This window comes from Intestinimonas timonensis, assembly GCF_900626145.1.
GTDB classification, from domain to species: domain Bacteria; phylum Bacillota; class Clostridia; order Oscillospirales; family Oscillospiraceae; genus Intestinimonas; species Intestinimonas aquisgranensis.
Map to the genome: position 1 here is coordinate 877,008 of NZ_LR130816.1, position 15,277 is coordinate 892,284.

Genomic DNA, 15,277 nt, shown 5'->3' on the forward strand with positions numbered 1-15,277 from the left:
GCAACGCATATGAAAAAAAGTCGGAGCAAGCGATCAGACGCTTGCTCCGAAGTGGCACCCCCGGCGCGACTCGAACGCACTACATTCCGCTTAGGAGGCGGACCCTCTATCCCGGTGAGGTACGGGGGCATATGGTCCCTGGCGTGGGACGAACTTCATTTTAACCCAAAGCCGCCGGGCTGTCAACGGCGGCTTTGCCCCTTCTTTTTCCCCTCCTGTGAAAAAAAGTTGCGTTTTTCCTTATTTAGAGGTATAATACGTCGTTATGAATCCCGCGGCCACCCGACAGCACACTGCCGGGCGGTCTTGCCATATGAGGAGGAAGGTAAAAAGCATGCAGAATCAGAAATTGCGCAACGTCGCCATCATCGCCCACGTCGACCATGGCAAGACCACCCTGGTGGACGAGATGCTCAAGCAGGGCGGCGCGTTCCGCGAGAACCAGGCCGTGGCCGAGCGCGTCATGGACTCCAACGACCTGGAGCGCGAGCGCGGCATCACCATTCTGGCCAAGAACACTGCCGTGCAGTACGGCGACGTGAAGATCAACATCGTGGACACCCCCGGCCACGCCGACTTCGGCGGCGAGGTGGAGCGTATCCTCAAGATGGTCAACGGCGTCATCCTGCTGGTGGACGCCGCTGAGGGCCCCATGCCCCAGACCCGTTTCGTCCTCTCCAAGGCCCTGGAGCTGGGCCACCGGGTCATTGTGGTGGTCAACAAGATCGACCGCCCCGACCAGCGCATCCACGAGGTCTGCGACGAGGTCCTGGAGCTGCTGATGGACCTCAACGCCACCGAGGAGCAGTTCGACTCTCCCACCCTCTTCTGCTCCGGCCGCAACGGCACCGCCTCCTACTCCCCCGACGTGCCCGGCACCGACTTAAAACCCCTCTTTGACACCATCATCGACTATATCCCCGGCCCCGAGGCCGACGTGGACGCCCCCTTCCAGATGCTGGTCTCCTCCATCGACTACAACGAGTTCGTGGGCCGCATCGCCATCGGCCGCATCGAGCGGGGCACCGTGAAGCAGAACCAGGAGATCGCCGTGTGCAACTACCACGATCCCGACGCCGCCCCCCAGAAGGCCAAGGCCACTGCCCTCTACCAGTTCCAGGGCCTGAGCAAGGTGCCCGTCACCGAGGCCGACGCCGGCAACATCATCGCCATGAGCGGCATCGGCGACATCACCATCGGCGACACCATCTGCGCCCCCGACTGCGTGGAGCCCATCGAGTTCGTCAAGATCTCCGCCCCCACCATCGAGATGACCTTCTCCGTCAACGACTCCCCCTTCGCCGGCCGTGAGGGCAAGTTTGTCACCTCCCGCCAGCTCCGGGAGCGCCTTTTCCGGGAGACCCTCAAGGACGTGTCCCTCCGGGTCGCCGAGACCGACTCCACCGACTCCTTCAACGTGGCCGGCCGCGGCGAGATGTCCCTCTCCATCCTCATGGAGACCATGCGCCGCGAGGGCTACGAGTTCCAGGTCTCCCCGCCCCGCGTCCTGTACCAGGAGATCGACGGCAAGAAGTGCGAACCCATCGAGCGCCTGGTCTGCGACGTGCCCAGCGACGCCGTGGGCTCCGTCATCGAGAAGATCGGCTCCCGCAAGGGCGAGATGCTGGAGATGACCCCCGTGGGCAGCCGCATGAAGCTGGAGTTCCTGGTCCCCGCCCGGGGCCTCTTCGGCTACCGCAACGAATTCCTCACCGACACCAAGGGCGAGGGCATCATGGCCTCCGTCTTTGAGTGCTACGCCCCCTACAAGGGCGACATCGCCCGCCGCTCCAGCGGCTCCCTGGTCTCCTTCGAGACCGGCGAGAGCGTCACCTACGGCCTCTTCAACGCCCAGGAGCGCGGCGTCCTCTTCATCGGCGCGGGCGTGCCCGTCTACGCCGGCATGGTGGTGGGCGAGACCCCCAAGAGCGAGGATATCACCGTCAACATCTGCAAGAAGAAGCAGCTGACCAACATGCGCGCCGCCGGAAGCGACGAGGCCCTCCGCCTCACCACCCCCCGGCAGATGTCCCTGGAGCAGTGCCTGGAGTTCCTGGCCGACGACGAGCTGCTAGAGGTCACCCCCGAGTCCCTCCGCCTCCGCAAGCGCATCCTCAGCCACGCCGACCGCATGAAGGTCCTCAAGGGCAACAAGTAAAACACCCGATATACAAAAAGACCTTCCGTCTCCAGACGGAAGGTCTGAGCCTGTCGACAAAGTCGACAGGCTCTCTCAAAAATGCAGGCATTTTTTCGAAAAGATGCAGGCCGCTGCATCGCACTCGCTTCGCTCGCACGTTTGCGGCCTGAGCAGTGTTTTTTCCGAGGCACATGTCCCCGGAAAAAACAGACTGTACTTGATTCCGTCGTCTGCGGACGACGGAACTCTGCGAGGCTCTTGCACAAAATCTGACGTATATGCCCTTTTTCGACAACCTGAGACCTTCCGTCTCCCGACGGAAGGTCTTTTTGTATATGCTTCGGCTCAGGTGCGCACGAAGTACCGTACGCCCTCCCGGATCACGATGTCCATACGGCCCACGTCCACCAGATACTCCGCCATGGCGTCGATGTTGCGGGCGTAGAGGGCCGCCTTCTCCACGTGGGTGGTGAGCAGCTGCTTCTTCCGGTAGTAGGCCAGGCACAGCTGGTCCATGCTCACCGGCTCCGGCGAGAGCTCCAGCAGGTCCTCGCACAGCCGGTCCAGGGCGGCCAGGTTGGCGTCCACCAGGCCGGGCAGGTCCTCCGTCACCCCCTGGTGGGCCACCACGCACACCGCACAGGGCGTGCGCCGCAGCTTCTCCATGCTCTGCCGGGCCTCCTCGTGGAGACCGTGATAGGGAAGCTTGGCGCTCTCCAGCACATGCCCCGCCATGAGGGCGTCGGCGGTGTAGAGGACCCCGTCGGGGGTGATGGTGCAGATGTGGTCGGGGGTGTGGCCGGGGGTGTGGACCACCTGGAGGGGCACCGAGCAGAACTCCATGATCCCGTCCCGCACCCCCACCGCCTCGTCCACCGGACCCAGCAGGTGGCCGTTCCGGTGCTCCAGGCTCCGGGGGGTAAAGGCGTTGTACACCGCCTTGTACATGGTGAGGCTGGCGCTGAGGGCGGCCTCACCCAGGGGCAGGCAGATCCTGGCCCCGTACCGCTTGCGCAGGTAGTGGTTGTTGCCGGCGTGGTCCACATGGGCGTGGGAGCAGAACACCCCCACCGGGGTCAGTCCCGCCCCCTCCAGAGCGGCGGTGAGGGCCTCTCCCTCGAAGGCGTGGCCGCTGTCCAGCAGCACGCACTTGTCCCCGGGCAGGCGCACCAGGGGGATGAGCTCCGCCCCCTCCAGGCACCAGGTATCTCCCTTGATCTGCTTCAGCTCCAAGCCGCCTCGCTCCTTTCGATCCAGGCGCTGCCCAGCACCACGTCCCCCTCATAGAAGACGGCCAGCTGGCCCGGCGTGGGCGCCCGGGCGGGCTCCGTGAGCTGCACCTCCACCCGCTCCCCGGCCCCGGGGAAGAGCACGGCGGGGGTCTCGGTCCGGGAGTGGCGCAGCCGTACCGTCACCTCCATGGGGCCGTCCAGGCCGTCGGCGGCGATCCAGTTGGGCCGCACACAGATCACCTGCCGGGCCATGAGGTCGCTGCCGTCGGAGAGGGTAACGGTGTTATGGACGGGGTCGATGGCGGTGACGAAGTACCGGTGGGGACCCGACACCCCCAGGCCGCGGCCCTGGCCGATGGTGTAGTGGTGATAGCCCTTGTGGCGGCCCAGCACGTTGCCGTCCTGATCGATAAAGTCCCCCGGCGGCGGGGTGCCGCCCCGGCGGTCCAGCCAGGCGGCGTAGTCCCCGTCGGGGATGAAGCAGATCTCCATGGAGTCGGGCTTCTGGGCCACAGACAGACCCAGCTCCGCCGCCATGGCCCGGACCTGGACCTTCTCATAGGGCCCCAGGGGGAAGACCACCCGGCGGAGAATGGTCTGGGTCAGCCGGGAGAGCATGTAGGACTGGTCGTTGGCGGGCATACCCTTGCGCAGCAGCACCCGGCCGTCGGGGCCGGGGGTGACCCGGGCGTAGTGGCCGGTGGCCACGTACTGGGCGCCCTCCGCCTCGGCCACGTCGATGAGGGAGGGGAATTTCACCAGGGGGTTGCACCGGGCGCAGGGGAGGGGGGTCCGCCCCGCCAGGTACTCCCGGTGGAAGTCGGCGCAGACAAAGTGCTCCAGCAGATCCCGGATGTCCACGGTCCGGAAGGGGAGGGACAGGCTGTCCGCCAGGGCGGCGGCGGCCTCACCGCCCCCCAGACCGATGTCCAGAAAGACGCAGCTGACGTCATAGTTCTCCCGAAGCAGGGCGGCAGATACGGCGGAGTCCACCCCGCCGGACAGGCCCAGGATCAGTTTTGGCTTCATAGATACCTCCATAAAATGGGGTGAGGATGGGGTTCAGGGGGCGGACAGGACCTGTTGGACAAAGGACTCCTTGCCCTGGGTATACCGCTGGCGGTCATCGGGATATTGGGCGGCAAGCTGCTCCTTCAGCGCCTGATAGGCCTGCCGCAGCTGGGGATTTTGGATCAGCCGGTCCCGGAACAGGATCTGGCCCCGCCAGGAGGCCGAGCCGTACACCTCACAGTGGAGATAATGGGTCCGGCACTCCTCCGGACCCTTGGCAAAGAACAGGCGCTCCGGGGTCCCGCTCTTGGGTCGGTAGACATAACCCAGCTCCTCCAGGGGTCGGACCAGAGAGGCGGCATCCTCCATGGTCCACAGGCCCACCGCGATGTCCAGAATGGGCTTGGCCTTCAGGCCGGGGACCGACGTGCTGCCGATGTGCTCGATGGCCGCCGCCCTTTCGCCCAGTACCACGGCCAGGCGTGCACGTTCCGCCTGGAAGATCTGCTCCCATTCCGAGTCGTATTCCGACAGGCGCACATCCGTGCGTCTCATGCCAAGGCTCATGGCATCTGACCACCTTTCTTTGCTCCATCATGCGGGGAATTTATACCTCTTTTGCGCGGGGCGCGACGACCCCGGCTCGCCTGTGAGACCTTCCCCCTGGAAGGGGGAAGGTGGCATGGCCGGAGGCCATGACGGATGAGGGTGCGTGGGATAGAAAATCTCCCTTTTCTTCTGTCCGGCGCCCCCCTCATCCGCCCCAGTGTACGCACTGGGGCACCTTCCCCCCACAGGGGGGAAGGTTTTGTGGCGGACCATTTGCCTTTCTTTTACCCGTTCCGGTGCTCCAGCCAGATCATCAATGCCGCCACGTCGGCAGGGCTGACGCCGGAGATGCGGCTGGCCTGCCCCAGGCTCAGGGGACGGATCTGCTGGAGCTTCTGGCGGGCCTCCAGACGCAGCACCGAAATCTCCATGTAGTCCAGGTCCGGGGGCAGGGGACGGGTCTCCAGCTTGCGCATCTCCTCCACCTGCCGCTGCTGCCGGGCGATGTACCCCTCGTACTTGAGGGCGATCTCCACCTGCTCGGTGACCTCCGACCGCAGGTGGGGCCGGTCGGGGTCGAAGGGGGCGAGGTCGGCATAGCCCACCCTGGGCCGCCGGAGGAGGTCGGCCAGCCTTGCCCCGTCCCGGGCGGGGGACTCCCCCCGCTGGGTGAGTATATCGTTGAGCATGGGGGAGGGGGCCACCCCCGTGCTCATGAGCCGCTTGACCTCCTTGTCCACGGCGGCGTACTTCTCCAGCACCCGCCGGTAGCGCTCGTCGGAGACCAGGCCGATCTCGTGACCCACCGGGCACAGCCGCCGGTCGGCGTTGTCCTGGCGGCAGAGGAGCCGGTACTCCGTCCGGGAGGTCATCATACGGTAGGGCTCGTTGGTGCCCTTGGTCACCAGGTCGTCGATGAGCACGCCGATATAGCCCTGGTCCCGGGTGAGCACCATGGGGGGGCGGCCCAGCAGCTTCAATGCGGCGTTCACCCCCGCCACGAAGCCCTGGACGGCGGCCTCCTCATACCCCGAGGAGCCATTGAACTGCCCCGCCCCGTAGAGCCCCGGCACCTTGATGTGCTCCAGGGTGGGGTAGAGCTCGGTGGGGTCGCAGCAGTCGTACTCGATGGCGTAGGCGCACCGGGTCATCTCGGCCTCCTCCAGGCCGGGGATGGTGTGGAGCATCTCCACCTGGACCTCCTCGGGGAGGGAGGAGGAGAAGCCCTGGATGTAAAGCTCCTCCGTGTCCAGCCCCATGGGCTCGATGAAGAGCTGGTGCCGGGGCTTGTCGGCGAACCGGACCACCTTGTCCTCGATGGAGGGGCAGTACCGGGGTCCCACCCCCTCGATGACCCCGGAGAAGAGGGGGGAGCGGTCCAGATTCCGGCGGATGACGTCGTGGGTGGCCTCATTGGTATAGGTGAGGTAGCACACTGCCCGGTTTTCCGGCGGGGTCTGGGTCTCAAAGGAGAAGGGGACCACCGTCTCGTCGCCGGGCTGGAGCTCCATTTTGGAAAAGTCCACGCTGCGGCGGTTCACCCGGGGGGGCGTCCCCGTCTTGAACCGGCGCAGGCTCACCCCCAGGCTTTGGAGGCTCTGGGTGAGGGGGAGGGCGGCGGAGAGGCCGTCGGGGCCGGAGTCCCGGGTGACCTCCCCCACGATGGTACGGCCTCCCAGGTAGGTGCCGGTACACACCACGGCTGCCCGCACAGTATAGACGGCGCCGGTGGCCGTTTTGACGCCGGAGACAGCGCCTTTTTCATCGGTGATGACCTCCACCACCTCGGCCTGCTTCACCCACAGGTTCTCCTGAAGCTCCAGGGTGTGCTTCATGATCTTCTGGTACTCCCGGCGGTCGGCCTGGGCCCGGAGGGACCACACGGCGGGACCCTTTCCCTTGTTGAGGACCCGGTACTGGATGCAGGCCTTGTCGGCCGCCCGGGCCATCTCGCCGCCCAGGGCGTCCAGCTCCCGGACCAGGTGGCCCTTGCCGGTGCCGCCGATGGCCGGATTGCAGGGCATGTTGCCCACCGCGTCCAGGTTCACCGTGAAGCACAGGGTCCTCAGCCCCAGCCGGGCGGCGGCCAGAGCCGCCTCGATGCCCGCGTGGCCGGCGCCGATGACCGCAATGTCATATTCTCCCGCGAAATAGTCCATGGATGGGTCGGAGCTCCTTTTTGTGGGGATTGGGGGGTGGACCCGGTCGGTCTCTTCTAATGGATACCCCTCTGGGGTAGCGGTGTGTAGGGGCGGCCTTTGGTCGCCCGCTCTGCCTGGTTCCACTACGGCGGGCGGCCACAGACCGCCCCTACGGAAAACGGCGCAAAAGGGACGCAGCGTCCTCAGTCGTGCTCGATATAGTAGGGCTTCATGAGGCTGGGCTGCTCGGTGGAGTCCTTCACCGCCCCGCTCTTCATGGGCATCATGGGCCGTCCGCCCCGGGGTCCGTGGCCCCGGTCATGGCGGCGCTTGGACTGGGCTTTCGGCGCGGGGGCCGCCTTGGGCGGCTGGGCCTCCCGGACCTTCCGCTCCGCCTGGCTCTGGGGAGCGGCGTGCTCCCCACCCTTCTTTTTCTTCTTCCGGCGGCGGGAGCGGCTCTGGCCCTCCTCCGCCTTCACCGGCTCCGGCTTCACCGGAGCCTTGCAGGGGGCCAGCAGCCGGGCGGTGGCGTCCATGATGTGGTCGGAGGACAGGGGGTCGGGCCGGTAGAAGTCGTGGTACTCCTCCCGCTCGGGACCGGCGCTCCGCTCGGGCAGCACCGTGTCCAGCACGCCGGGGCCCTCCGCCTTCTTCCAGCGGGGCTCCCGCTTCTTCTTGGGGGCGGGGGTAGGCGCAGGGGCGGGCGCGGCGGTCTTGGCCGCCTGAGCGGCCGCCTTCTGCCGCTTCTTCTCCTCGGCCGCCGCCTTGTTGGCGGCGTCCCGGGCACGGCGGCGCTCCTTGGCGGCGGCACGGGCCTCGGCGTCTTCGGCGTTCACCGTGCGGCCCTTGGCGTCCTTGGCCACCTCAAAGACCTGCATGGGCCAGGGGTGGCCCCCCAGCACCGGGATGGAGCGGCCAATGAGCTTTTCAATGCCCTTTAAATACTCCTTCTCGGCGAAATCGCAGAAGGAGACGGCGGTGCCGCCGTGGCCCGCCCGGCCGGTACGGCCAATGCGGTGGACGTAGGTCTCGGGCACCTCCGGCAGGTTGTAGTTAAAGACATGGGAGAGCTCCTCGATGTCGATGCCCCGGGCGGCGATGTCGGTGGCCACCAGGCACTTCACCCGCCCGGCCTTGAAGTCGGAGAGGGCCTGCTGCCGGGCGGTCTGGGACTTGTTGCCGTGGATGGCGGCGGCGGAGATGCCCGCCTTGTTGAGGTCGGCGGCCACCTTGTTGGCGCCGTGCTTGGTGCGGGTAAAGACCAGGGCGTTTTTCACTCCCAGCTCCTCCACCAGGTAGGCCAGGAGCTTGGACTTGTTGCCCTTGTCCACGAAGCACACCTTCTGGTCGATGACCTCCACCGGGGAGGACGCCGGGTCCACCTCCACCTTGGCGGGGTCGTGGAGGAGGGCGTCCACCAACTCCATGACCTCGGGGGGCATGGTGGCCGAGAAGAAGAGGGTCTGTTTCTTCTCAGGGAGCAGCTTCAGGACCCGGCGCACGTCGTGGATGAAGCCCATGTCCAGCATGCGGTCGGCCTCGTCCAGGACGAAGATCTCCACCCGGCTCAGGTCCAGCAGGCCCTGGCCCTGGAGGTCCAGCAGGCGGCCGGGGGTGGCCACCAGGATATCCACGCCCTTTTTCAGCTTCTCCACCTGGGGCTTCTGCCCCACGCCGCCGAAGATGACGGCGGAGCGCAGGGGCAGGTTGCGGCCATAGGCGGCAAAGGACTCCTGGATCTGGAGGGCCAGCTCCCGGGTGGGGGTGAGGATGAGAGAGCGGATATACCGGGGCCCCACCACCACGTCGGCGTTGAGCCGCTGGAGGATGGGGGTGGCGAAGGCGCAGGTCTTGCCCGTGCCGGTCTGGGCGCAGCCCAGCACGTCCCGGCCCTTCAGGGCGGGGGGGATGGCCTGGCGCTGGATGGGGGTGGGCTGGTCGTAGCCCTGGGCGGCAAGGGCCTTCAGAATGGGGGAGATGAGCCCTAATTCCTTAAAATCCATATGGTTGTCGTTCCTTCTCTTCGATTTTTGTTCCAAAATGCGGGGAAAGGCGCCCTTATTTGAGGGCGTGCAGCACCTGCTCCACCGTCTCCTCCAGGGTCTGCCGGTCCACCGCCACGGTGAGGTCGGCGTACTTCTGGTAAAGAGGAGAGCGGTAGTCATAGATGTGGGCCAGGGTCTCACCCGGCGCCATGGCGATGCCCCGGGTGCTGATGTTGTGGAGCCTGCGCTCCAGCTCCTCAAGCGGCAGCTGCAAATAGACGATACGGCCCAGGTCCTTCAGGTGCTCCATGGCCCCGTCCCGGCACACCACGCTCCCCCCCGTGGCGATCACCGTACGGTCACAGTCCACCGAGCCGATGGCGGCGGCCTCCCGGTCCAGGAAGGCCTCCACCCCCAGCTCGTCCACCAGGTCCTGGAGGAGACGCCCCTCCCGCTCCTGGATGACCAGGTCCGTATCCAAAAACGCGTAGCCCAGGGTCTTGGCCAGGAGCACGCCCACGGTGCTCTTGCCCGCCCCGGGCATGCCGATGAGTATGATATTGTTCATGTCCTACCTCTCTAGTCTCTCAGAAAAGTCAAAACCATATCAGGCTATTATAGCAAAAAAATGCCGCCGTGGCAACCATCGTCCACGGCGGCAGGGGGTCTTTTTCCGTTTTATGTTCAGTTCTTGGCGATCTCAATGGCCACGGGAGGGGTCTTTTCGTTGTCTAGGGTGCCGGTGTACACCACGGTCACATTGTCGCCCTCGGCGATGCCGTCCACATTCAGATCCTTGGCGAAGTCGAATATGTGGTACTCGTCGTCCACCAGCAGGGTGAGGAAGTCCCCGATCTTGTTGACCACACCGGAGATCACGTGCTCCTCCTCGTTGGTGGCGGCGGTCTCGGCGGGAGCGGTCTCGTCCACGGGGGCAGTCTCATCCATGGGGGTGGTGTCGGTCACAGGGGTGGTGGTCTCCACCGGAGCGGTGGTGGCGGGGGCGGGGCTCTCCTTGGCGGTCTTACCTCAGGCGGCCAGGCTCAGCGCCATGACACCCACCAACAGAACAGCAGCAGTACGTTTCATAATTTTGTTTCCTCATTAGATCGGTCCGTTGGTTGGAACGGGAGAGGGGGGCTCTCCCGTGTGAAGGAAACGATACCACAACTTTTTTAAGAAAAAAGTAGCCGAATTCTTACGTTCTTCTTGCGTCTCCTGGTACTTTCCAGGGTTGGAAAATTTTTTGGAGGAACCTGAATGGATGGGCCTGTCCCCGTCGTATTAGAGTCAGAAGGGCAAAGCGCCCACCCGGAAAAGGAGGTCTTTGATATGAAAAAGGCATTGGCAGGACTGTTGATTTTTGGTATGGTAGGTGCAGCGATGGTGGTGCCCGCCGCGGCGGCGGGCCATCACGGCGGCGGCCACGGCGGCTGTCACCGGACGTGGACGGCCACCCAGACCGCCGTCTGCCCCTGGTCAGGGGAGGACTGCCCCTGGGGCGGCGACTGTGACGGCTGGTGCGTCAACGGCGGCGTCTGCGACGGCACCGGCTGGGCCCGGCACCACGGCTGACATTGAGGGCAATGGGGTGAGGAGATGCGAAGCGAGGAGGAGGTGGTCCGGGCCATGGACACCTACGCCGACCTGGTGCGGCGGCTGTGCCTGGTCCGGCTGAAGAGCCGGGAGGACACCGAGGACATCTTCCAGACCGTCTTTCTCAAATACCTTCAGCATACCAAGCCCTTCGCAAATGCCGAGCACGAGAAGGCCTGGTTCATCCAGGTCACCCTGAACGCCTGCCGGGACCTGCTGCGGTTCTGGGCCAGACGGCCTACCGTCCCCCTGGAGGCGCTCGCCGCCCAGGCCGCGCCGGAGCCGGAGGACCGGTCGGTGCTGGAGGCGGTGCTCTCCCTGCCGGAGAAGTACCGGGACGCGGTGTACCTCCACTACTACGAGGGCTACTCCGCCCCCGAGATCGGGGATCTGCTGGGCAAGAACACCAATACCGTCTACACCCTCCTCACCAGGGCCCGTGCCCTGCTGCGGGAGAAGCTGGGAGGTGAGGAGGATGGATGAGCGCATCCGGCGGGCCTTTGACGCCGTCCGGGCCGACGAGGACCTGAAGCAAAAGACCCTGGACGCCCTGGAGCGGCGGCAGACCCGGTCCACCCCCCGGCGGCGGCCTCTGGCCGTGGCCTTTGCCGCCCTGGCCCTGGTGGTGCTCACCACTGCCGGGGGACTGGCCTATACCACCCCCGCCGCCGCCGTCAGCGTGGACGCCGACGCCTCGGTGGAGCTGGCCGTCAACGCCTTCGGTCGGGTGGTGGGGGTGCGGTGCTATGACGACGACGCCCAGGCCGTGGTGGACGCCACCCCCGTCCTCCACCACGCCTGGACCCAGGCCGCCGCCGCCCTCTCCGATGCCCTCTCCGGCACCGACGGGGCCACCGTCACCGTCTCCGCCGACAGCGGCCACTGTGAGCGGCTCCTCTCCGACGGCGGGGCGGCCGGGCTCACCTGCTACGCCCTGGACCCGGAGACCGCCCAGGCCGCCCGGGATGCCGGGCTCTCCCTGGGCAAGTACCGGGCTTACCTGGCCCTCTCCGCCCTGGACCCCACCGTCACCCAGGATGAGGCCGGGGAGATGACCATGGGGGAGATCCAGCAGTGCATCGACGCCTGTGAGGGCCACGGCTCCGGCCAGGGCCAGCAGGGGAGCGGTCAGGGCAATGGACAGGGCAGCGGCCAGACCCAGACCGCCGGGGAGACCACCTCCGCCGGTCAGGGCGAGGGCGGCCACCACGGCCAGGGCCATGGCCACGGCTACGGACACGAGTAGGGCGTAACCAGCGCCCCAGTATCACTTGATTTTGTGGGGCGCGACGACCCCGGCGCGCCCCACAACAATGAACATCCTGACGGAGGCGCAAACCACACTTTAAGTCCCCCCTCATCCGGCGGCTAACGCCGCCACCTTCCCCCAGGGGAAGGCTTTCGGGCGGATGCTATCCGCCCCTACCCTAATCCCAGCGGCGTAGTTTGGTGCGCCCCACAATAAAAGGACAAAAACCGCCCCGCGTGCTGCCTGACGGCAGGGCGCGGGGCGGTCTGCTGTTTATTGCTTTTTGTAAGGGTTCTGGCTGAGCTCGGCGGCCCGGGCGCTGAGGAGCCGGGGGAACCGCCAGAAGAAGAGACTGCCGGTGACGATGGCCGCCAGGATGTCGGCGGAGGGCTCGGCCAGGAAAACGGCCAGCACCTTGTTCTCCAGGAAGTGGGGCAGGATGAAGATGAGGGGGATGAGCAGGATGATCTTCCGCAGCAGGGCCAGGAAGAGGGAGATCTTGGCCTGACCCAGGGCCACGAAGGTCTGCTGGCAGGAATTCTGGATGCCCAGCATGAACATGCCGGCGGCGTACACCCGCAGGGTCCACACGGCGATCTCCACCAGCTCCGGCTTGTCGTTGAACATGGCCACGAACATGCCGGGGAAGAGTTCGATGGCCAGACAGGAGAGGGTACTGAAGGTGAGGGCGCAGATGAAGAGGAGGCGGAATGCCTTCTTCACCCGGTCCAGGTTGCCGGCGCCGTAGTTATAGCCCACGATGGGCTGGGCGCCCTGGGAGAGGCCCTGGAAGAGGAGGTAGAACACCTGCATGATGGAGGAGCAGATGGTCATGGCTCCCACCGCCGGGTCGCCGCCGTAGGCCTTCAGGGAGGAGTTGAAGGCGATGTTCACCAGGCTCTCGGTGGACTGCATGATGAAGGGGGAGACGCCCAGGGCCAGCACCGGGGTCAAGACCTTCCAGTCCAGCCGGGCGAAGCGGCGCTGGAGCCGCAGCTTGGTGCGCTTGCCCAGCAGGAAGCACACCACCCACACCGCGGACACTGCCTGGGCGGTGATGGTGGCCAGGGCAGCGCCGCTCACCCCCATGCCGAAGCCGAATATGAACACCGGGTCCAGCACGATGTTGATGACGGCGCCGATAAGCACCGTGGCCATGCCCACGGTGGAGAAGCCCTGGGCGGTGATGAAGAAGTTGAGGCCCAGAGAGAGCTCCACGAAGATGGTGCCCCAGAGGTAGATGGTGAGGTAGTCCAGGGCGTAGCCGATGGTGTTCTCCGTGGCGCCGAAGAGGAGGAGCATGGGCTCCTTCACCATCTGGAGCACCACGGTGAAGACCACCGACAGGATGACCAGCAATGTGGCGCAGCTGCCCAGGATGCGGTTTGCCCCCTCCGGGTCGCCGGAACCCATCCGCACCACCGCCCGGGAGCCGCCTCCCATACCCACCAGGGCCGAGAGGGCGGAGACGAACATGATGACCGGGAAGCAGACGCCCAGGCCGGTGAGGGCCAGGTCGCCTACCCCCTCGATGTGGCCGATGTACATCCGGTCCACAATGTTGTAGAGGGCGTTGACCAGCTGGGCCGTCACCGTGGGCACTGCCAGCCGCAGCAGCAGCTTCCCTACCGGGTCCCGGCCCAGATCATTTTCCCGTTTTTCCTTGCGCACCGCGCAGCAGCTCCTTTCCGTGTCTCCCGGCCCCGCCGGGTCAGTTGGGTTCCTCGTTCTCCAAAAAGTAGGTGGCCTCCATGTCGGCCACGCTCAGGGCGAAGGCCAGAGGGTACTGCTGAAACGCCTGGCCCACCAGGCGCTTGTCCTCCTCCCCGGAAAAGCCCATGTGCCACCGGATGGCCATGGCCTCCTCCCGCCTGAGCTTCATGAAGCCGGAGATGATGTACACCGACTTCTCCCCGTGGCCGTAGGGCAGCTTATCCTCATAATAAAAGGTGGGCACCGACTGCCACTTGCCGTCGGGCCCCTTCACGTTCCGGGTGCCCTGGCGGTAACAGCCGATCTTGCACAGGTCGTGGAGCAGCGCCGCCACCGCCACGCTCTCGGCGGGCACCTCCACCCCGTAGAGCTCCTGCACCCGCTCCCGGGCCAGGTACTCCGTGAGACAGTGGTAGACGTTGACGCTGTGGTCGCACAGTCCCCCCTCATAGGCCCCGTGGTACCGGGCCGAGGCGGGGGAGGTGAAGAAGTCCGACTTGTTTTCCAGATAGTCCAGCAGGGCGTCGGCCCCCTCCCGGTGGATGTTGGCGGTATAGATCTCAATAAATTCTTCCTTGGCGGACATAAAATACCTCCTGAAAGCCTTAAACCAGGCCTGAAATCGTCTGGGCAGCCACGGCAAAGAGGGGCAGGGTGATGACCGAGAGCAGGGTGGTGAGGGTGACCAGCTGGGCGGCGGTGGCGGTGTCCCGGCCGAAGCGCTGGGCGAACATGCCGGTGGCTCCGGCGGTGGGCACCGCGCACAAAATGACGCAGGCGCAGTAGGACATGGCGGGCAGGTGGAGGGGCATGAGCAGCACCAGGGGGATGAGGGGGGCGATGAGCAGCCGCACCGCTGCCGCGCTGTAGAGCTTCCGGCTGGTGAAGCTCACCTTCAGGTCGGCGCCCGCCATCTGGGCGCCGATGACCACCATGGCCAGGGGGGTGTTCAGGTCGGCCATGAAGCTCACGGCGTTGTTCACCATGGAGGGGAGCCGCAGCCCGGAGAAGAAGAGGAAGCCGCCGATGACGGCGCCCACGGTGGCGGGATTCACCAGGATGGCCCGGGGACCCACCTTGCCCCCCATGGTCTTGGCCCCCTGGGTCCACAGCAGGAAGTTGAAGGACACGGCGGAGACCACCCCGAAGAGCATGGCGTCCTGGCCCAGGATGGCGTGGACTAGGGGGATGCCCATGAAGCCGTTGTTACCATAGGTCATGCCGAAGCGGAGGGGGGCCTTCCGGTCGGGCCCCTCGTTTCGGAAGCACATCTGGGCCACCGCCATCCCCAGAAGGGTGGAGGCGGCGTACACCACAAAAAAGACCCCCAGGGTCTCCACCATGCCGGGCACACGGTCCACCTCAAAGGCGTTGATCATCAGGCAGGGGGTGACCACGTAGAGCACCAGGGTGGACATCTGGGAGACGCCGTCGGTGTGGAGCTTGCCCAGCTGGGCCATGACGAAGCCCACGCCCATAAGTAAAAACAGGGTGACCACCTGACTGGCCACCACGAAAAAATTCCCAATAAACTCCATTTCTTCCGGTCCCCCGCCCTCGTTTTCATACAGAGTTTATTATAACCGACCCATTCCCCCCTGTAAAGGGCGGTGAGGTTGACAAAATCCCAAAAACGGGCATATACTGATTCTTACCTTTAA

General features: G+C 65.6%; 14 protein-coding genes and 1 tRNA gene. 4 read left to right on the forward strand and 11 right to left on the reverse strand.

Annotation, left to right across the window (positions count from 1 at the left end; all coding sequences use genetic code 11):
- Positions 1–52 precede the first annotated feature (52 nt).
- Positions 53–129 (reverse strand) — tRNA-Arg (locus E0E29_RS04375).
- Between the two features lie 205 nt (positions 130–334).
- On the opposite strand from E0E29_RS04375, the gene typA reads away from it, so the two are divergent.
- Positions 335–2,158: a translational GTPase TypA gene (gene typA / locus E0E29_RS04380; protein ID WP_130848800.1), complete on the forward strand. Its 1,824-nt coding sequence runs from the start codon at positions 335–337 to the stop codon at positions 2,156–2,158.
- A 327-nt stretch (positions 2,159–2,485) separates the two neighbouring features.
- On the opposite strand, the gene E0E29_RS04385 is transcribed toward typA, so the two are convergent.
- The 7 genes from E0E29_RS04385 to E0E29_RS04415 form a co-directional block, all read right to left on the reverse strand.
- Positions 2,486–3,373 carry an MBL fold metallo-hydrolase gene (locus E0E29_RS04385; RefSeq protein ID WP_165449788.1) on the reverse strand — a complete coding sequence of 296 codons (888 nt, stop codon included), beginning with the start codon at positions 3,371–3,373 and terminating at the stop codon, positions 2,486–2,488.
- Complete coding sequence (gene mnmA / locus E0E29_RS04390) at positions 3,364–4,401, reverse strand: tRNA 2-thiouridine(34) synthase MnmA (protein ID WP_130848802.1); 1,038 nt, start codon at positions 4,399–4,401, stop codon at positions 3,364–3,366. The genes E0E29_RS04385 and mnmA overlap by 10 nt, the downstream gene beginning before the upstream one ends.
- A 33-nt stretch (positions 4,402–4,434) precedes the next feature.
- The gene (locus tag E0E29_RS04395) at positions 4,435–4,950 is read right to left on the reverse strand and encodes a GrpB family protein (protein ID WP_130848803.1); all 516 of its coding nucleotides are present in this window, start codon (positions 4,948–4,950) and stop codon (positions 4,435–4,437) included.
- Positions 4,951–5,216: 266 nt separating this feature from the next.
- Entirely contained in the window at positions 5,217–7,091 is a 1,875-nt protein-coding gene (gene mnmG, locus E0E29_RS04400) for a tRNA uridine-5-carboxymethylaminomethyl(34) synthesis enzyme MnmG (protein ID WP_130848804.1), read from the reverse strand.
- 185 nt (positions 7,092–7,276) lie between these two features.
- A complete protein-coding gene (locus E0E29_RS04405; protein WP_130848805.1) occupies positions 7,277–9,076 on the reverse strand; it encodes a DEAD/DEAH box helicase in 1,800 nt (599 codons plus the stop codon).
- Between the two features lie 55 nt (positions 9,077–9,131).
- Positions 9,132–9,626, reverse strand: coding sequence for a shikimate kinase (locus E0E29_RS04410; protein ID WP_130848806.1), 495 nt, complete (start codon positions 9,624–9,626; stop codon positions 9,132–9,134).
- A gap of 116 nt (positions 9,627–9,742) precedes the next feature.
- A complete protein-coding gene (locus tag E0E29_RS04415; protein WP_130848807.1) occupies positions 9,743–10,024 on the reverse strand; it encodes a hypothetical protein in 282 nt (93 codons plus the stop codon).
- 366 nt (positions 10,025–10,390) lie between these two features.
- Between E0E29_RS04415 and E0E29_RS04420 the strand changes: the two genes are divergently transcribed.
- Genes E0E29_RS04420 through E0E29_RS04430 form a run of 3 tightly spaced genes read left to right on the forward strand, consistent with a single transcriptional unit; the run spans position 10,391 to position 11,900 of the window.
- Positions 10,391–10,633 carry a hypothetical protein gene (locus tag E0E29_RS04420; protein WP_130848808.1) on the forward strand — a complete coding sequence of 81 codons (243 nt, stop codon included), beginning with the start codon at positions 10,391–10,393 and terminating at the stop codon, positions 10,631–10,633.
- A 24-nt stretch (positions 10,634–10,657) separates the two neighbouring features.
- Entirely contained in the window at positions 10,658–11,137 is a 480-nt protein-coding gene (locus E0E29_RS04425) for an RNA polymerase sigma factor (RefSeq protein WP_130848809.1), read from the forward strand.
- Positions 11,130–11,900, forward strand: a complete 771-nt coding sequence (locus E0E29_RS04430) for an anti-sigma-I factor RsgI family protein (RefSeq protein ID WP_130848810.1) — start codon at positions 11,130–11,132, stop codon at positions 11,898–11,900. Before E0E29_RS04425 ends, E0E29_RS04430 begins: the two co-directional genes overlap by 8 nt.
- 276 nt (positions 11,901–12,176) lie before the next feature.
- On the opposite strand, the gene E0E29_RS04435 is transcribed toward E0E29_RS04430, so the two are convergent.
- From E0E29_RS04435 to E0E29_RS04445, 3 genes are read right to left on the reverse strand one after another with little or no spacing between them, the layout of a single operon-like run.
- Entirely contained in the window at positions 12,177–13,574 is a 1,398-nt protein-coding gene (locus E0E29_RS04435) for an MATE family efflux transporter (RefSeq protein WP_130848811.1), read from the reverse strand.
- 40 nt (positions 13,575–13,614) lie between these two features.
- A complete protein-coding gene (locus E0E29_RS04440) occupies positions 13,615–14,202 on the reverse strand; it encodes an HD domain-containing protein (protein WP_130848812.1) in 588 nt (195 codons plus the stop codon).
- Between the two features lie 19 nt (positions 14,203–14,221).
- Positions 14,222–15,154, reverse strand: coding sequence for an AEC family transporter (locus E0E29_RS04445; RefSeq protein ID WP_130848813.1), 933 nt, complete (start codon positions 15,152–15,154; stop codon positions 14,222–14,224).
- Positions 15,155–15,277 lie beyond the last annotated feature (123 nt).